Raw genomic sequence first — 18,713 nt, 5'->3', positions numbered from 1 at the left:
AGATGGTTTTGACTGAATTAAAAACCTTTGGACTGTTTGCGCTGACCGCATTGGCAGAGATTGCGGGCTGCTATTTGCCTTATCTATGGTTGCGAGAAGGTAAGTCTATTTGGCTGCTTGTCCCTGGCGTACTAAGTTTGGTCGCTTTCGTTTGGCTGTTGTCTTTACATCCTGCTGCAGCTGGTAGAGTCTATGCGGCTTATGGCGGCGTGTATATTTCGATGGCTATTTTATGGTTGTGGACGGTGAATGGTATCAGGCCGACCACGTGGGATATAGTAGGTTCTGCGGTTGCGTTATTAGGCATGGCAATTATTATGTTTGCGCCGCGCGGTGCTTAGCATAAAGACCGCACCTAGCATAAAAAATGCCAATCAAACCGTGAGGTTCGATTGGCATAGATTTAAGTGACACAATGATGCACTAAATATTAATGTTTACCTAAGATACTGCCGTTGTCGTCTTTCTTAGATTGTTTGGCAGCTTTTTTCTCTTTTGCCGTTAATAGCGGTTTCTTTTTTACGTTCTTTTTACTGTCTTGACCTTTACTCATGGTTTTTTCCTCTTGAGATAAGCCGTAATACCTTTTAAGCCAATGTAAATAGCTGAAAGGTTAGATTAATGCTGATGACGCAAATAGTGCGTACTGCAATGAGTATATGCTTAAGGGGTCGCAATAGATAGCACTAGCACAATTCACCTACGATTCGAGTCAATCCTGTATTCATCCCTTGTTTAATGCTACTTCTAAAAATTTGTCTGATAAATGGGTTGTATAAGTAGATTTTCGATGCCATGGATTTATTTAGTCAATACTGCTATTAATAAGTGCTTACTTACGGAGTCATCACGATTTGCTATAATAAGCCACAAGCCGATAAGTCGTCGCGGCAAACTTTTATAATATTCATATTTAGCATAAAAATGCTTACTGTTTTGGTTGATTGTTATGCGTATCCGTAAACTTTTTAAATTTGAAAATGCACATATTGTGCGTAATTGTAGCTCTGAGCGCTGCAAACACTCTATCCATGGTCATAGTTATCAGATTGAACTGATTCTTGAGGCGAAGCGCTTGGATCATGGGCAAATGGTCTATGATTTTGGCTTATTAAAATCGTCTATCAAGGACATTATCGATAGCTTTGATCACGCGATTTGTTTTTGGAATAAAGACGACCCTGAGTATGTCGCTGCCTGTAAAAAATTCAGTGCGCGCTGGATAAGCTTGCCAGTATCGCCATCGGCAGAGCAGTTTTCACGCGTGATATTCTTTTGGGCGCAAGAAATTTTAAAACAAACCCAAATGCAAAACGGTGAATCTGATGTCAGCGTTTACTCGGTGATTGCACATGAAACCGCTACCGGTTACGCGCAGTGCTTTGCTGATGATGTGGCGAATGAGCAAATGGGTAAGCTTCATCTAGAAGCGTTTGAGTTTAGCGATCAAGTCAGTGCCGAGTGGCACGACCCTGAGCTATATGCCAAATTGATCCGCGGTGAAAGCTTTATTAACCCAACGGTGACTATGCAGGTACAGACGCAAGTGCAGGTAGGTAAGCCCGATGCCTAATAGTACAACAGAGGAAAAAAACGCTAAGACGCTGACACTGTATACAGAAGCCGATACTCAGCGTTTGGCTGAGCAATTGGCAGCGTTGCCATTGACAGGTAGTGTCTGGTTAGCAGGTGATTTAGGGGCAGGTAAAACGACTCTGACTCGCTATTGGTTGCAGGCGCTCGGGCATGCAGGTGCCGTCAAAAGCCCGACTTATACTTTGGTTGAGCCTTATAGCATCGAGCAAAAAGATGGCTTAATCAAGCCAGTTTACCACGCGGATTTGTATCGTCTGCAAGACCCAGAAGAGCTGTCTTTTATCGGTTTTGATGAATATCTGGATGAGCCAAACGCGTTGGTTATCATCGAATGGGCCAGCCGCGCAGACAGCTATTTACCGCCGCCGACCTTGTTTATCGATATGACGCAAGCTACTAGCACTGATAAGGATAATGAGTCTCGTCAAGTTGAGCTGCGGCTATCGAAGGCTGGACAAGCGCAAGGCTTGGATTTATCCTCTGTTAAGATTTAATTATACATTTGAATATTTAACAGACCCTAATATAAATCATCAATATCTGCCAGTACGACTTATCATCACGTAAAACAACGATACCTCTTAATGCCGCAAATGCCAGACAATCATTCTTATACTCGCATCAAAAAACTATCGCCGCTGCTTATTAATCAATTGGCAGCGGGTGAGGTAGTGACACGCCCAGCAGCCGTAGTCAAAGAGCTGCTAGAAAATGCCATTGACGCTGGTGCGACCAATATTGAGATACATATTACCCAAGGCGGCATGGGTATGATTGAAGTGATCGACAATGGCGTGGGTATTCATCCTGATGATATGGTCATGGCAATTACCCGTCATGCAACCAGTAAAGTCGCGGATGTCGCTAACTTACAAGGTATTACGACGTTGGGTTTTCGCGGGGAGGCGTTGGCGGCGACGGCGGCAGTATCTCGGCTGACTTTAACCAGTAGCCATGATGACAGTGGCATCGGTCGCCAGTTGCAAGTCGCAGGTGTGTTAGATGATGCGCCAAAGCTCATGCCAGTTGTGCATCATCGTGGTACCACCATTACGGTTAAAGATTTATATTTTAATGTACCAGCACGCCGTGGCAATTTGAAATCTATTGCGACGGAGTTCAGTCATATCGAAACGATTGTGCGCGAAGTGGCTTTGGCGCGAGCAGATGTGGCACTGACGCTCTTTCATGACCATAAAAAACGGTTGTCACTTTCTTCAAGTGCGATGTCTTTAAGTACCATGTCTTCAACTACAAGGCTTTCAAATTCAAAGTCTTTAAATACCGTTTCTACAAATGCTAATGGCAATAATAATGTCAATCCTTTGCCATTGGCACGTCTTGAGCAAGCGACTGGGTTGTCGTTAACCAAAAAGGCGTTAGAAATAGCGATAGACCTCACCAGTTTAATGCAGTCATCTAGAGAGTATGTTAATAATAGCTTTGGCGATCAAGCAAGCGTTAATGGTTGGTTATGGCCTATCACTGATTCGCAGGATACTTTACCAAAGTTAATCTATGTGAATGGCAGACTGGTAAAAGAAGCATTGATAAGCAATCAGCTACGCCAACTTGCCCAAACTGCTCAGTTGGTGGGTATTGGCTATGCGCTTTATTTTGACTTGCCCACTCAGTGGCTCAATATCAATGTGCATCCATCTAAACAGCGTATTAAAATAAGTCCGCTGAATAATATTATGGCGCATGTAAGCCATGCGATTCGGACAAAACTTAAGACAGTAGTGACTACAGAGACGATCAGTTCTGCTAATGCTATTCAAATACTAGGTAATAGTCAGATAGTAGATAGTAATCTGTCTATCGATAATGCATTCGCGACTGTAATGCCAAACACATCAACGACCATTCATTCAAGTAAAAGCCATCAGGTAAAAGCGCCCAAACAACCCTATCAGTTGTCAGACAATAGGTACTCGCCTCAAACCGTAAACATACCAAGTGTTTCTGAGAAAATAAGTCAAAACACCACAGATATCGCTAACGATGTCGCAATACATTCGACATCTTTGCCTTATTGCCTAGATGTTGTTACTCATTTAAATGAGGCATTAACCGAATCTGTTGGCACAACATATAGTGAGGACAAAGCGCTGCCTTGGTTATTGTTTTATCATCAAAGCCAATGTGTATTGATCGGTGCAGAGAATTGGCAATCAAAGATGCGTTCATTATTTGAGTCAAGTTTACTTAGTAATAGGGCAGGTAAAAAAGATCAATGGTTGCACAATGCAAATGACATTAATCAGCAACTTGCCGCCGTGAGCATGCAGATGTCAAAGCAAGATTTGATGGTGTTCTTGGCGGATATCGACGCGTTACTGACTCAGCATGCGATTAAAGCGATAGATGGTAATCAATTAGCAACATTGATGCTATTATCTGCGTCTGAGTCAAGATAGCTATAACGACAAAAAATATAATAAGCAAATTCTAGCAATGACACCGCTCAAAGTTATTTATTGCTACTAATATCATTAATAAAGGCAAGCCTATGCAACTTTCATCCGACAGCTCATCTTATCGCCTAAACGCCAATTTAGCGGATAATAGCGTGGTGTGTTTGATGGCGCCGACAGCAAGTGGCAAGACTGCACTGGCTTATGAGTTATATGATACAGGGCGTTATGAGCTAATTTCAGTAGATTCAGCGCTGATTTATCGTGATATGAATATCGGTACGGCAAAACCAACCGCTATTGAGTTGGCGCGTTATCCACATCATTTGGTTGATATTATCGATCCTATGCAGAGCTATAGCGTCGCCGAATTTGTGCATGACGTTGCCCGTTTGATTGATAGCTGTCACGAGAATGGCAAAATACCGTTGCTGGTTGGCGGTACTATGATGTATTACATGGCGCTGCTAGACGGGCTATCTCCAGTACCTGATAGTGATGATAGTGTTCGCGCACGTGTGGAGCAGTGGAGGCAAGATAAAGGCATTAGTGCGCTTTACGACTATTTGGGTGAGATAGATCCGATCAGCCATGAGCGCCTTAATGCGACTGATACTCAGCGCATCACCCGAGCAGTTGAAGTTTATCTGCAAACTGATATTCCTATAAGTGACTGGCAGCGAAAGCCCAAGCAGGCATTGGCAAATAATCCCAATCAGCAATGGCATGCATTGATAGTCATGCCTGATCGTCCATGGTTGCATACACGTATCGAGCAGCGTTTAGATATCATGTGGAATGACGGGTTGGTGACTGAGGTCATTGGTCTGCTGGAGCGCTATCCTTTAACACCAAATCTACCATCCATGCGCTGCGTTGGTTATCGCCAAGTACTAGAATACCTAGTACATATCGATCACCCAGTATTTGAACAGCCTCATCTAGACAAAGCGCAATTTTACAGTGCTTTTGAAGTGTTCCAGTCTTCAGCTCAATCAAGCTTATCTGATGGTGCGACCGAGGCACTTGCTTGTCAGCAAATGCAAAATAAGGCATTATATGCGACAAGACAATTGGCAAAACGTCAGTACACATGGTTACGCAAAGTCATGCAATTGCCTAGTAATTCCATGGATGGGGCGATAGCAGCCGATACCTCTAGCGAGGAAGGCTATTCTATAGACCGCAATATGGTGGTAAAAGCATTCACTACCATGGCGCAGGCAAGAGACTATTTATATTAAATCTCTCAATGATAGTAGGGCGTGTCCTCATTTTAAAAATGGTGATAAAACTGAGATAAATCGTCTCAAAATATGGTATGAGTTAATACCTTATAAATACAATATGGTGTACTAAAAATATAGTATTGCAAAAAGCTCTATGCAACTATTCGAAAGTAATGACAATTAGTATCAAAATAAATCGTAGATAGCTGTTATAATTTAAATTCATCAAAATAGTAGGTGTAATACTAGCCTAACTGTGTATTTAATCAATATTAATTGACGTTTGTTGATAAAAATAACTAATGAAACAACTAGTTACTTAATTATTTACAATAATAATGTATTCGCGATAAAGTGGAATCACTTAAGAACAAGTAGCGTTTATTTAGATACGTTTTATAAAGAAAATTTATTATTGTATCTGCCGTTAGCCATTATAATTAAATTAACACTTAAAATAATTGGCACTAAAACATAATTAATAATATTTAGGAGAGCTCTCATGTCAAAAGGACAAACTTTACAAGATCCGTTTTTGAACTCGCTGCGCAAAGATCGCATTCCTGTCTCTATTTTTTTGGTCAATGGTATCAAGCTGCAAGGTCAGATTGAATCATTTGATCAGTACGTGGTATTGCTCAAAAACACTGTCAGTCAAATGGTATACAAACACGCTATCTCAACCGTCGTGCCGGCACGTAATCCACGTAGCAGTACGACGACAGGTACGAGCACCCAACCGCAAAGCGCTGCTCCAGCAGGTTATCAAGGCGGCGGATTTGAACGCGGTAGTAATCCTGCTAGCACAGGTGGCTTTGAAGAACGCGGTTTTGCGTCTAATCGCAGTGGTTTTAATCGTGGCGGCTTTAGCCAAGGCCAAGATCGTGGTTTTGAGCGTGGTAGCTTTGGTCAGAGTCAGGAGCGTGGCTTTGAGCGTGGCGGTTTTGGTCAAGACCGTGGTTTCGAAAACCCAGCAGAAAATACGGGTTTTGAGGAAAAACCAAATGATGGATCTAATGATAACAATGGTTAGAGACTAAGGGTTAGAGAGCAAGATTCATTATCGAAGGTGCATTACTAATACGTGATTTATCCGATCAAAACCTGCTTTTTATAGTGGGTTTTTTTTGTATAAACAAACGTATAATAATGGTCTGAAATGACGTGCCGAGTTGTTAGTGATTGGTTTCTTAGATTATTATTAATATTGGGCATAGTATAGTAAAATACAGTATTGATTCATTATAAAATAGAGCGAATCCATGAGTAATACCCAAATCAATCTAACCCATGAGCAGTTTATTAGTAAGGCCATCGAAGCGATTAACACTGAGATATCGGCATTGGCTTTGCTAACAGAGCAGATAGACGATAGGTTTGCACAAGCATGCGATATTATTTTGGCTTGTAAGGGTCGAGTCGTGGTCACTGGTATGGGTAAGTCAGGATTGATTGGGCGTAAAATAGCGGCGACGTTTGCCTCTACTGGCACGCCAGCCTTTTTTATGCATCCTGGTGAAGCTGGGCATGGAGATTTAGGCATGTTGGTAAAAGGTGATGTACTGCTTGCTATCTCTAACTCTGGTGAGTCTGATGAGATTAAGATGCTGCTGCCAGTGGTCAAACACCTAAATATTCCACTGATTAGTATTAGCCGTGATAAGCGCGGTATGTTGCCTCGTGCCGCGAACATTGTATTGACGCTCGGTAAATCGCAAGAGGCTTGTCCACTTAATCTTGCTCCTACTTCCAGTACCACGGCGACCTTAGCGCTTGGCGATGCATTGGCCGTTGCCTTAGTCCATGCGCGCAACTTTACCTCAGAGGATTTCGCATTATCGCATCCAGCAGGCGCATTGGGTCGTCAGCTGCTAACGCGAGTTGAAGATTTAATGCATACTAAGTCGGAAGATTTGCCGCTCATTCATCAGCAAGCGCCACTGCAAGAAGCGCTTTTTACTATGTCTGCTGGGCGCTTAGGAATGACAGTGGTGACCGATGATAATGATAAGGTGGTTGGGGTATTTACAGATGGTGACCTACGCCGTGGTCTAGAAAAGGGCATCGATTTGCAAACGCCGATGAGTGAAGTAATGGTTAGTAATCCACGGCGCATTAGCAAGACCATGCGCGCATCAGATGCGCTCAGTGTGATGAATGAAAATGGTATTAGCCAGTTGCTAATTATTGACGACCAAGATCGTTTAGAAGCAATTATTACGGTACATGATTTGTTACAAGCCGGTGTAAAATAAATAGAATTAATAAAGATATCGGTTTGTACAGTATAGATTCACACAGTATCGATTTATAACAATAAAATGTAAAAAATAGCCTTAAGAAAGAGGGACATGATGCAAGACTTAATCAAAAAAGCCGGACAAGTAAAGCTGTTGATAATGGATGTCGATGGTATTTTATCAAACGGTCAAATTATCTATGATGCCAATGGTATCGAGACCAAGGCCTTTTCTGTCCATGATGGCGTAGGCGTTAAGTCGTTAGCACGTTATGGCATTTTGACGGCTATTATTACAGGTCGTAGCAGTGCCATGGTAGATAAGCGCGCCGCGGAAATGGGCGTTAATTATGTGGTGCAAGGTCGTGATGATAAGCTGGTTGCTTTAAATGAGCTGCTAACCATACTTGATCCAGCGCTCAATATCACGGCTGCCGATTGCGCTTATATGGGCGATGATTTACCAGACATTAAAGCGATGCAGACCGTTGGATTTGCTGCAACAGTACCCAATGCGCATGCTGAAGTCATCAATCGCAGTGACATGGTCACCACCCGAGCAGGTGGCACTGGCGCTGTACGTGAAGTATGTGACCTCATTTTGAAAGGTCATGGACACTATCAAGACTTCATCGCGCACTATACGCTTGATGCAGCAAAAACTCAGGATAATTTGTCGTGAATACTCGTGTTTTAATAGTTCTTGCCTTGATTATTGCTGGTATTGCAGGTTGGTTTTTTCAACAGCAAGGAGAGGTAGCGCCGCCAGTTAGTATGGAAGCGACCGATGTTGATTATGAAGCAACAGATATCAAAGCGGTACAGACTAATGAGAAAGGCGAAACTGAGTATGAGCTGACTGCCAAAACATTGACGCACAATCCAGAGACCAATTTAGACGAGATGTCAGGCATCACTATGAATTGGGAGCCATCGGCAGAGCAGCGTTATCGTATTGAAGCGGGTAGTGCTGCTATCAGTCAGCAGACGGGTGAGCTCAGTTTGTCAGGGGGCTTTTCACTGGTTAGTGAAGGCAATAAAGACGCGCCAGATATTGAACCGATAAAGGTGACAGGTAGTATCCTTAAAGGCAATACTAAATCAGGGCAAGTATATAGTGACGCGCCTGTTAAGATTGAGCAAGGCATGAATCGGTTTGAAGCTTCTAGCATGACCGCCAACCTTGAGACCGGTGAATATGAGTTTGGTCAAGTGGCTGTTGCTTTTACTCCAGCTGACCGCCAAGATAAAGCATTGTTTTGATCGCAATAGCTCTTATTGACTATGTAATAAAAATAGCAGCTAGCATAAAGTTTGCAAATCCTACTACCCATTATAAAACGAGTGATTTTTATGACATCTAAATTTTTGCCTAATTTGCGCTCATCATTAGCACGCTTCAATCTAACATCGTGCCGCTTGCGTCAATTACATGTGCTGCCAACGGTTATGCTGCTGGCACTACCACTTTACAGTCATGCGCTGCCATCAGATGCCAATCAAGAAATCAAACTATTGGCTGATAAAGCGACCTATAGTGAGCGTACAGGCGTTACCAGCTACTCGGGTAGTGTCATTATCACTCAAGGTACGTTTAAAATGACCGCTGATAACATTACGGTTAACCTATCACAGGGTCGCAGTATCAATTCAGCAGTAGCGACCGGACGCCCTGCAACCATGCAACAGGTAGTCACACAAGAAAAAGGGCTGGCAAAAGGTCAAGCCAATAAGATTGATTATAATGCGGTCACTGGTATTGTTACTTTGACGGGTAATGCTAAGTTGGTTCAAAATGGCGCAAGTTTTGCGGGTAATGTCATTCGTTATAGCCTAAAAGCTGGTGATGTTGAAGCAACTGCTGGCGGTAATCAGCGCGTAGAGTTGGTTTTTCCGCCCAGTAGTAATGGTAGCCAAAGTAGCATCCGCTAAAAATCTGAATGGTTAATGTAACTGTATCAACACCCTTTAGTGTATCAGTGCTTGAATTCTGCAACCGTATGAGTAAGTTATGAGTGATAATAAAAATACAAACCCTTTAGCAACCAACAATAACGTAGCACCTGCGACGCGACTATCAATGCAAAATCTAGGCAAACGCTATGGTAAGCGCTGGGTTGTGAAAGATGTCTCTTTCTCCGTAGAACAAGGGCAGGTCGTTGGTTTATTAGGTCCAAATGGTGCAGGGAAGACAACCAGCTTTTATATGGTGGTAGGGTTGGTCAATATGGACAAAGGCCGTGTCACTTTAGGAAAAATGGATCTGTCTAAATATGCCATGCATGAGCGTGCGCGTGCGGGTATTGGTTATTTACCACAAGAAGCATCTATCTTTCGCAAATTGTCTATCGAAGACAACATCTTGGCTATTTTAGAAACTCGCAAAGAATTGAGTAAAAGCGAGCAAAAGCAAGAGCTGGAAAAACTAATCGGTGAATTCCATCTAGAGCATGTACGAAAATCATTAGGCATGAGCGTATCAGGTGGTGAGCGTCGTCGCTGTGAAATTGCCCGTGCATTGGCGGCTGACCCAAAATTCATTTTATTAGATGAGCCATTTGCAGGCGTGGATCCTATCTCTGTTGGTGATATCAAAGACGTTATTTTGACCCTCAAAAATCGTGGTATTGGTGTTTTGATTACTGATCATAACGTTCGCGATACCTTGGCTATTTGTGAGAAAGCTTATATCGTCTCAGAAGGTGCTATTATTGCTGAGGGTACTTCTAGTGAAGTGTTAGAAAATGAATTGGTGAAAGCTGTTTATTTGGGTAAAGACTTTCACGTATAAATGAGGATGTGTTGAATATTGTACTTGTCTCGAATACATTTTTGCTAAATGCGCATCGATTAGCTCTGCGTATTTTTAAATGTTCAATACATCCCTAATATTTCAACGTGTTTTCCGCGCTACTATTTACGCTGTCTGTTAGATTTATAATTTCCATTAAGTTCTCAAGACAGCGCTTGCTACTTTTCCTATATCTAGCTATTCATCACATTTAGCATCACCTCTTCTATAAGATCTAGTCCATCGTACTGATGGCTAATTTATCTCAAAGATCATTCTCAAATTAACGCTTATCAGAGCGTCACGATATTTTATCAATTAATCTTGATTGGACACTTGAATAAGGTTCATACGTTATGGCAAAAAATAAGAGCAGTTATGTCTGTCAGCATTGCGGCGCGCATTTTGGCAAGTGGGCAGGGCAATGTACCGATTGCGGTGAATGGAATAGCTTGGTCGAAGCACCAAATGTGAGCATGCCGCATCACAATAAAAACGTTTCTAAACCAGCAGCAAATCGATCAGCCTCTCGTGAATCAGGTGGTGCACCAGCAGGAAATTATTCGGGTACGCATAGTGCGGTCATGCCGCTCAATGCCGTGAGCGTAACGCTAGACACACGCTTACCAACTGGTATTAGTGAGTTTGATCGTGTACTTGGTGGTGGATTGGTTGCTGGTTCAGTCGTTTTAATCGGCGGTGACCCTGGTATCGGTAAATCGACGATTTTGCTGCAAACTGCGACTAATATGGCACGTGCCGACTCATTGGCAGGTAGCGCCTTGTATGTGACTGGTGAAGAATCATTGGCACAGGTTGCTATGCGCGCTAGACGCTTAGATTTACCAGCTGATAGATTACGCGTACTTGCCGAAACCAATGTAGAAACTATTTGTGCCGCCTTGACTCAAGAGCAGCCCGCCATCGCTATTATTGACTCTATTCAAACCATTTATACGGATGCAATCAATTCTGCACCTGGCGGCGTCAGTCAAATTCGAGAGTCTGCGGCTATCTTGACTCGCTATGCCAAACAGACTGGCACCGCGCTATTTTTAGTGGGTCACGTGACCAAGGAAGGCACGCTCGCAGGGCCGCGCGTTCTTGAACACATGGTTGATACGGTCTTATATTTTGAAGGTCAATCAGACTCACGTTTTCGGATGATTCGTGCCGTTAAAAACCGCTTCGGTGCCGTCAACGAATTAGGTATTTTCGGTATGACGGATATGGGGCTGAAAGAGGTCGCCAATCCATCAGCGATATTTTTGAGTCGCTATGACAAACCTGTTGCTGGATCTGTCGTCATGGTCAGCCGCGAAGGCACACGACCCTTGTTGGTGGAGGTACAAGCGTTAGTCGATGATTCGCAAGGATCACCTAGACGAATGGCATTAGGATTGGATTTTCAGCGTCTGTCCATGCTGCTGGCCGTCATGCATCGTCATGGCGGTATTCATACCAGCGGACAAGATGTGTATGTCAACGTCGTCGGTGGTGTCAAGGTTATAGAGACTGGGTCTGACTTAGCGGTATTGTTGGCTTGTGCCTCAAGTATTAAAGAAAAAGCCTTGCCATCGTCATTGGCCGTATTTGGTGAAGTGGGATTGTCGGGTGAAATTCGCCCTGTACCGAACGGTCAAGAACGTTTAAAGGAAGCGATGAAACATGGATTTAAGCATGCCATTATCCCAAAAGCCAATGCGCCTGCTAAGGATGCTCCTCAATTTAAAGGCATCAATGTGATTGCCGTTGAACGTCTCGATGATGCCATTGAAAGTGCATTTGAACTGTAAGGTGTAAGGGTTAATCATTTTGGTTACACCTTGTTTTATAAATTATTGCTAAGCGCTACAGCTTTATCTGTAGCCTAATGGATACAATAAACTGAAACCATAAAAAGCGCCTAATCACTGATGTGTTAGGCGCTTTTTATAGTCTAATACAAATAGACTGTTTTTTTAGAATTATGGTCCTGAAACGCGCTCAATAGCAACATTACCCACACCTTTACCCGTAATACCGAGTTTTTTGGCAGCACCATAAGACAAATCTAGCACACGGTTACCATGGAATGGACCACGATCATTCACTTTTACCACGACGCTTTTACCGTTGGTCTTATTCGTGACTTTAACATAGCAATTCAATGGCAGTGAACGATGCGCCGCTGTCAAACCATTCATATCGAATGTTTCGCCACTGGCTGTTTTACGACCATGGAATTTACGACCATACCAAGAGGCTAGGCCTGTTTGCTTAAATTTACTGACCGAGTTAGAGGCTACGGCTGTCAGACGCTCTAATACATCTTCATCATTAGTCAGTTGAGAGGTGTCACTGGCTAACAGCGAGCTGCTAAGTGCCAATGAAGTTGGTTGGCGTGCTGACTTCACCAAACTTGATGCACCATCATGTTGACGGCTAAGCTCACCAAGTACACGATCGATATGGGAGGCGTTATCTTGTGAAATCATCGCAAGAGAGGTTTTTGCTTCTACAGCATTTGCATTAGTAGCAACTGCGGAGCCAGCAAACAATACTGCTGACATGGTAAGTAAACCAGATAAACGCTTATTCATAGATACCTCTATAACTTATACTTTAAAATCTAACTCTAATAGTTCTAGACTGAGCGTGGCAATGTTAGACCAATCTAACAGCGTCACAAACTCTAAAGCCGCATCATCAATATTTTTTTCATATAATTATTGATACTAAACGTGGCTTTTATAGATTTTAAGGTATGGTAATTTTTCATTTTATTATCATAAGCGGGTCAGGATAATACGACCAAAGATACTTATGAAACGCTCAAATGACAGCTAACGATATTAGTAGAACACCCAATCCGAATACAAAGGTTGAGTACCGAGTCCGCTATATGTGCTATTTACAAGCTTTCTAACATTGCTAAATTAATAAAGGTTTTAGAAGGTATTGCGTGTGTCTTTGTTATTAAACCGTTAATTAAGTAGTGTATTTGAAAGCTTGGAATCTACAATTCGCTAACTATACGTACGAGCTACAACCAAAATATAATTAAATGCAAAGTTTATTAGTAGCTATGTACGGGTTATGTATCAAAGTACAGTAAAACGAGGTTAACGCAATTATTTGTAAAAAACAAGGATTAAAATCTATCAGTACCAATTGGCAACGAAGTATTTTGATGAGAGGAAATATGAGGGTATTTTTAATTATTTCAATTAAATCAATGGCTTGTATTTATTATTAAAAGTAGATAGGAGGATTTTTATGGCAAGTTATAGGACTTGCCATAAAATGATGAAACAATAAAATTTGTTAGAAACCCTTAATTTGTTGTTGATTTATATTTATTTTCAACCATTTTGCATGTGAAAACATTCTAAATGAAGGCTTTAATTGGCTGGTTCATCCGCCTTACGACTTTTATATAGCCTGTATTTTTTGATTTTTAACATGAATAGCATTAAGGTAAAGTTTGAATGTTTATTAGAGAATCACTGGTAACTGTGCATCAACTGGGCTTGTGAGTGTGAATGGACATAAGTAGTCCAAATCCTGCCATCAAAGTGACGATCGCAGTACCACCATAGCTAATGAAGGGTAGAGGAACGCCAACGACGGGTAAAATACCACCAACCATACCCACATTAACGAATACATAAACAAAGAAAGACATGGCAATTGCACCCGCCAGTAATCTACTGTATACATCAGGATGGGTGAAAGCGATATATAAGGCGCGCAGGAGTAAACAGGAATAAATGAACATTAATAAAATTACGCCCAACAAACCAAACTCTTCTGAAAAAGCCGCGATAATAAAATCAGTATGACCTTCTGGTAAAAAATGTAAATGCGACTGCGTGCCTTCTAAATAGCCCTTACCAGTGAGCCCACCCGCACCGATGGCGGTTTTTGACTGAATGATATTCCACCCAGCCCCCTGTACATCGGCTTCAGGATTGAGCAGTGTTAAGACACGGGTACGCTGATAATCATGTAATAGAAAATTCCAAGCAATCGCAATAAGCGGTATTGCTAATATGGCGGCAGCTGAAATTAATCGCCAAGACAACCCTGCCAAAAAAAGTACAAAGATACCACTGGCTGCCACCAATAGCGACGTCCCAAGATCAGGCTCTTTTGCAATTAATAATACAGGGACGATGATTAAGGCTAAGGTAATGACGATGCTTGATAAAGAGGGCGGTAGATCACGCTTGGATAAAAACCAAGCACACATCATTGGCATCCCAAGTTTCATAAATTCTGAGGGTTGCACACTGCCAAACCCTGGTAAATTAATCCAGCGCTGAGCACCCATACGTACTTCACCGATGATATCGACCAATACCAATAAAATTAATCCCATTACATAAAAGATGGGTGTAAAAGTGCGATAAAGGCTAGGCGGTATCTGTGCCATGATAAACATAACCGTAAAGGCCACACCATAGCTGACCATTTGACGTAATACCATACCGACATCTTGACCGGCCGCACTATATAAAATTGTCAAACCAATGCAGCAAACCGTCAATAAGAGGAGGGTCAACCATGGATCGATATGTATACGCTGCCATAACGATGGCGCATGGCCTTGGCCTAAATGATGGCTCTGACGTGAAAAACGGTATTGCGGATTAGAAGACATAGGCAAAGTGTGTCTGGCAATTGAGGTAAGAGGGAATTTTCAAATCAGATCAACATTTAAAGGTAATCGCACCATATCTATATCTATGTAAGTAAAATATCGTAGATAAAGTAACACATAAGAAATAAAGTCACATAATTATAAAAATTATAAGGATAAGTGTTAATTACCAATAACACGCCTCTGATTAGAGGCGATAGTTTAGCTTGCTTGCTGAAAATTTGATAGTATCGATAAAACGTTTTTAGCGGTAGCTTGTTGCAATGACCAATACAAAAAAATATCCTTATAAGCAGATTCACAAGCTTATGCTTGCACTACTTATGTGTGCCAGTAGCATCTCTGTTCATGCCGCTATTATCAGCGACAATAGTGAACTCCGTATCCAAGTACGTCAGGGTAGTAGCAGTAATGCTCACATCAGACCTTCGACGAATAATACAAGCCATAATTCTGGCGTTACCATGCTGAGTGGCGATAGCATGCAAGGATTGATTGCTCAAAAGCAGCTTGATTTTGATTTCGATGACAGTCTGTCTATTGAAGAAAATAAGCGCATGAATGTCAATCGGCGCGCGCCTGCTTATAATACAACTTACAGTAATAACAGCTACAGCACTGCGAACAATACTTACAATAGTACTTATACTGATTCTATTAGTATGGATTTTAACGCGTGGTTGAATAGCAATAGCTACCGTGCTAGGCAAGTGGCAGATTTTCAACGCTACCTAAATTCGCGGGTAGGGGTACACAATGTGCCGCCTATGTCGCAGTTGCTCACAACAGCGCGAAGCTGGAGCAAATGTGGCTATGAGCCTTATCAGTTGCCACCGCAGGAGTTATGGGCAAATATCGTCCCAACATTACGCTTGTACGGCGAATTGAAGCATCAAGGAATTCTACCCATCAGTAGTGAAATACGCTCGGTATATCGCAGTCCTGGTCTTAATGACTGTGCAGGCGGTGCCGATAGTAGCAAGCATATGAATGCCAGTGCTATCGACATCTGGGTGCCAGAGTATGAAGATAACTTATGGCGGCTCAGTACGATGCAAGATGGCTTATGCCAGTTTTGGCAATATCAGGGGCAATCTCATAATTTTGGTTTAGGGCTATATGCTACGGGTGCGATACATCTAGACACGGATGGTTACCGTAAATGGGGCTTCAATCACGCCAGCAGCTCATCTTCGTGCCGCTATTAAGTCATTTATGATCTATCAAAAAATCAAATAAATATAAACCAGAGCGAATTAAAGTAGAGTAAAAGCGCTATAATAATACTGATGAAAGGCAGCGCTAAATGATGAATAGTTTAGTATTAAAAAACTATGGTTAATGATCATTTAGTTTATGAAATAACATAGCGTCTATTGTAAGTAGGATTTATGAAGAAGCGGTATTCAACCATGGTGAAAACACATAAGTCTGATAAGCCAAAAAAAGCGTTTTTGCAATCAAATAACACGTATATGGCTTTGTTTGGTTCGGTCTTGCTATCTCTTTTATTGATCAGTGCTTGTAGCCCAGAAACGTTTTCTGAACAAGGCTCTCTAACAGCCGAAGATTCTGCTACTGATCCTGATAGAAACTTACAGGACGTTGAAGATATTGAAGATAATATTAAGAACTCTTATGCTCGGCTGGCTTCAAAGCGCTCAGATATCTGTCCAAAACTCATACAAGAAGAAATAGGCAGTCAGGTCGTTGAGCGTACTGCAGAAGTGATGGTGAATAATCATTGTGATTATTTTTTATACCCACGGAGTGGTCAGCAGATCTCGGTGAGCATTAACGACAGTCAAATTGAAGCGCTACTAATAGTGCCAGCGCTGCATGACTTCGCCAATGGTGATTATAAAGTAGACTCTTATGACAAGCACGTGATTCGATTGACCTATAATGGTGCAACTTATAAGCCTGAAAATTTCATGTATGACGTGGCAGTGACTATTTCTGGTTAAGAGCATTATTTTTTGTATGGACAACCCACTATCGACTTTTAGGGGCTGTAGTAGATAAGGATTAAACATCACACCATATTCTCAGAGTTTTAAGCTGAGTAGACGGTGATCCATAGTTGAATCTAAACTCACACTCTTTTAAAAATAAATGGAAGTTCTTCTTATCGATCCCATTATATTTTCTGAGTATTCGTTTAGACTGGTTCCAAAAGTTCTCAATGCCATTGATGTGATTGTTTTTACCGCAAGTAAACTCTTTAGAGTGATTGACTCTGAGGTGTTTAAACTCGCTCACATCTAACGCATTGTAACTTCGATAACTATCAGTATAAACAAAGCTGTCAGGCTTGATTTTACGTTTGATGACAGGCATTAGAGTCGTCTGTTTGGTGTCTGCTACGACAATGGTATAAACCTTACCATTTCGTTTTAGAATACCAAATACAGCTGTCTTACCAGCAGCCCCGCGACCTCTTTTGCCTTTACGTACGCCGCCAAAGTAACTTTCATCTAATTCGACTTCACCATCAAAGAGCTCATCAGCTTCTAGTGAGAGATGGTAATCTATCACTAGTCTTATTTTATGATAAAAAAGTGCCGCAGTGTTAGGTTGAATGTCGAGCAAATCTGCGGCTGTTCTAGCAGTTACTCCAGCCCCAAAAATAATTAAGGAAAATTTATGCATATCACTGCTAATTTCGATGCTGGTAATATTGAGGTTATTAATTTAGAAGATAAAAAAAATATCCAATTGGCTATTCGTCCGGACGTCGGTGGCGAGTTTTTTCAGTGGTTTAATTTTCGCTTGACAGGTGAGGTTGGTGAGCAATATGTGCTCAATATTATGAATGCAGGGGATGCAGCATTTCCTGCAGGGTGGGAGAATTACCAAGCGGTGGCGTCGTACGATCGCGACTATTGGTTTCGTCTGCCAACTTCTTATAAAGACGGCAAACTAACCATAACGTCAGAGTTGGAATGTGAAACCATTCAAATTGCTTTTTTTGCCCCTTACAGTGATGAGCGTCATCAAGATTTATTAGCAGCAGTACAAATGCATCCTTTGGTGACGTTAGAGCATTTAGGAGAAACACTTGATAAGCGCGATTTAACCTTAGTCAAAATTAGTGATGGCGCTAGCAATAGCGATGCGCCTAAACGCAATATTTGGATTACGGCACGTCAACATCCCGGAGAGACGATGGCCGAATGGTTGGTCGATGGTCTACTGCACAGCCTATTAAATGGTGATAATGCCACGGGTAAATTATTATTAGATAAAGCCAATTTCTACATCGTGCCCAATATGAACCCAGATGGTAGCGTGCGAGGTCATCTGCGTACCAATGCAGTTGGGACTAACCTAAACCGTGCTTGGTCAAATCCAAGTTTAGAAACCAGCCCAGAAGTCTTTCATGTCATTAATAAAATGGAAGAAACGGGTGTTGACTTGTTTTATGATGTACACGGTGATGAAGAAATACCTTTTGTGTTCCTTGCTGGCTCACAGGGTACGCCAAATTATAGTGACCGCCTCGCACTTCTACGCGATAGATTCTCAGAAGTGTTAAAGATCGCCAGTGCTGACTTTCAGACGGAAGAAGGCTATGACGTAGATGCACCGGGTACAGCGAACATGACGCTCGCCACTCACTGGGTTGCCGAACGTTTTGACTGCCTTGCCAATACCTTGGAGATGCCATTTATAGATAACAATAATGTCCCCGATGCGGATACGGGTTGGTCACCAGAGCGCTCTATGAAATTAGGAGAAGCCTCATTAGTGGCTATGTTGGCAGTCGTAGATGATTTACGTGAGTGAATCATTT

General features: G+C 42.0%; 18 protein-coding genes and 1 pseudogene. 15 read left to right on the top strand and 4 right to left on the bottom strand.

Annotated features, from left to right (window positions below; genetic code table 11):
* Positions 1-8: 8 nt before the first annotated feature.
* Complete coding sequence (locus JMW64_RS07670; RefSeq protein ID WP_201553890.1) at positions 9-341, top strand: YnfA family protein; 333 nt, start codon at positions 9-11, stop codon at positions 339-341.
* Positions 342-430: 89 nt separating this feature from the next.
* On the opposite strand, the gene JMW64_RS14155 is transcribed toward JMW64_RS07670, so the two are convergent.
* Positions 431-553, bottom strand: a complete 123-nt coding sequence (locus tag JMW64_RS14155) for a hypothetical protein (protein WP_020443648.1) — start codon at positions 551-553, stop codon at positions 431-433.
* A 396-nt stretch (positions 554-949) separates the two neighbouring features.
* Between JMW64_RS14155 and JMW64_RS07665 the strand changes: the two genes are divergently transcribed.
* The 11 genes from JMW64_RS07665 to radA all read left to right on the top strand — a co-directional run bounded on the left by JMW64_RS07665 (position 950) and on the right by radA (position 12,068).
* Complete coding sequence (locus tag JMW64_RS07665; protein WP_045446397.1) at positions 950-1,573, top strand: 6-pyruvoyl trahydropterin synthase family protein; 624 nt, start codon at positions 950-952, stop codon at positions 1,571-1,573.
* The gene (tsaE, locus tag JMW64_RS07660; protein ID WP_201553888.1) at positions 1,566-2,090 is read left to right on the top strand and encodes a tRNA (adenosine(37)-N6)-threonylcarbamoyltransferase complex ATPase subunit type 1 TsaE; all 525 of its coding nucleotides are present in this window, start codon (positions 1,566-1,568) and stop codon (positions 2,088-2,090) included. The genes JMW64_RS07665 and tsaE overlap by 8 nt, the downstream gene beginning before the upstream one ends.
* A gap of 90 nt (positions 2,091-2,180) precedes the next feature.
* Entirely contained in the window at positions 2,181-4,016 is a 1,836-nt protein-coding gene (gene mutL / locus JMW64_RS07655; RefSeq protein ID WP_227694121.1) for a DNA mismatch repair endonuclease MutL, read from the top strand.
* Positions 4,017-4,108: 92 nt separating this feature from the next.
* Positions 4,109-5,257 carry a tRNA (adenosine(37)-N6)-dimethylallyltransferase MiaA gene (miaA, locus tag JMW64_RS07650; RefSeq protein ID WP_201553882.1) on the top strand — a complete coding sequence of 383 codons (1,149 nt, stop codon included), beginning with the start codon at positions 4,109-4,111 and terminating at the stop codon, positions 5,255-5,257.
* Positions 5,258-5,744: 487 nt separating this feature from the next.
* The gene (gene hfq / locus JMW64_RS07645) at positions 5,745-6,275 is read left to right on the top strand and encodes an RNA chaperone Hfq (protein ID WP_201553881.1); all 531 of its coding nucleotides are present in this window, start codon (positions 5,745-5,747) and stop codon (positions 6,273-6,275) included.
* Between the two features lie 229 nt (positions 6,276-6,504).
* Complete coding sequence (locus JMW64_RS07640; protein WP_201553878.1) at positions 6,505-7,497, top strand: KpsF/GutQ family sugar-phosphate isomerase; 993 nt, start codon at positions 6,505-6,507, stop codon at positions 7,495-7,497.
* 99 nt (positions 7,498-7,596) lie between these two features.
* Positions 7,597-8,163: a KdsC family phosphatase gene (locus JMW64_RS07635; RefSeq protein ID WP_060491184.1), complete on the top strand. Its 567-nt coding sequence runs from the start codon at positions 7,597-7,599 to the stop codon at positions 8,161-8,163.
* A complete protein-coding gene (gene lptC, locus JMW64_RS07630) occupies positions 8,160-8,744 on the top strand; it encodes an LPS export ABC transporter periplasmic protein LptC (protein ID WP_201553877.1) in 585 nt (194 codons plus the stop codon). Before JMW64_RS07635 ends, lptC begins: the two co-directional genes overlap by 4 nt.
* Positions 8,745-8,834: 90 nt before the next feature.
* Positions 8,835-9,413, top strand: a complete 579-nt coding sequence (lptA, locus tag JMW64_RS07625; protein WP_406947491.1) for a lipopolysaccharide transport periplasmic protein LptA — start codon at positions 8,835-8,837, stop codon at positions 9,411-9,413.
* A 79-nt stretch (positions 9,414-9,492) separates the two neighbouring features.
* Complete coding sequence (gene lptB, locus JMW64_RS07620; protein WP_406947490.1) at positions 9,493-10,272, top strand: LPS export ABC transporter ATP-binding protein; 780 nt, start codon at positions 9,493-9,495, stop codon at positions 10,270-10,272.
* A 356-nt stretch (positions 10,273-10,628) separates the two neighbouring features.
* Positions 10,629-12,068 carry a DNA repair protein RadA gene (gene radA / locus JMW64_RS07615; protein ID WP_201539688.1) on the top strand — a complete coding sequence of 480 codons (1,440 nt, stop codon included), beginning with the start codon at positions 10,629-10,631 and terminating at the stop codon, positions 12,066-12,068.
* 171 nt (positions 12,069-12,239) lie between these two features.
* Here the strand turns inward: radA and JMW64_RS14265 are convergent.
* Both JMW64_RS14265 and rodA read right to left on the bottom strand, forming a co-directional pair.
* Positions 12,240-12,581: pseudogene (locus JMW64_RS14265) on the bottom strand (septal ring lytic transglycosylase RlpA family protein); the annotation flags it as partial.
* Positions 12,582-13,774: 1,193 nt separating this feature from the next.
* Entirely contained in the window at positions 13,775-14,917 is a 1,143-nt protein-coding gene (gene rodA / locus JMW64_RS07605) for a rod shape-determining protein RodA (RefSeq protein WP_055124925.1), read from the bottom strand.
* A gap of 263 nt (positions 14,918-15,180) precedes the next feature.
* Here rodA and JMW64_RS07600 point away from each other — a divergent pair, with 263 nt between their 5' ends.
* A complete protein-coding gene (locus JMW64_RS07600) occupies positions 15,181-16,125 on the top strand; it encodes a D-Ala-D-Ala carboxypeptidase family metallohydrolase (RefSeq protein WP_201553876.1) in 945 nt (314 codons plus the stop codon).
* 183 nt (positions 16,126-16,308) lie between these two features.
* Entirely contained in the window at positions 16,309-16,884 is a 576-nt protein-coding gene (locus JMW64_RS07595; protein WP_201553875.1) for a hypothetical protein, read from the top strand.
* Positions 16,885-16,945: 61 nt separating this feature from the next.
* Here JMW64_RS07595 and JMW64_RS07590 read toward each other — a convergent pair whose 3' ends face one another.
* A complete protein-coding gene (locus tag JMW64_RS07590) occupies positions 16,946-17,569 on the bottom strand; it encodes an IS1595 family transposase (protein WP_201553874.1) in 624 nt (207 codons plus the stop codon).
* Between JMW64_RS07590 and JMW64_RS07585 the strand changes: the two genes are divergently transcribed.
* On the top strand, positions 17,564-18,706 hold the full coding sequence (locus tag JMW64_RS07585; protein WP_201553873.1) for a M14 family metallopeptidase: 1,143 nt from the start codon (positions 17,564-17,566) through the stop codon (positions 18,704-18,706). The genes JMW64_RS07590 and JMW64_RS07585 overlap by 6 nt on opposite strands.
* The last annotated feature ends 7 nt before the right edge of the window (positions 18,707-18,713 follow it).

The sequence above is a fragment of the Psychrobacter immobilis genome (assembly GCF_904846065.1).
GTDB classification, from domain to species: domain Bacteria; phylum Pseudomonadota; class Gammaproteobacteria; order Pseudomonadales; family Moraxellaceae; genus Psychrobacter; species Psychrobacter immobilis_H.
The sequence above is the reverse complement of the archived record's forward strand: the minus strand, read 5'-3'. Positions and strand labels throughout refer to the sequence as shown.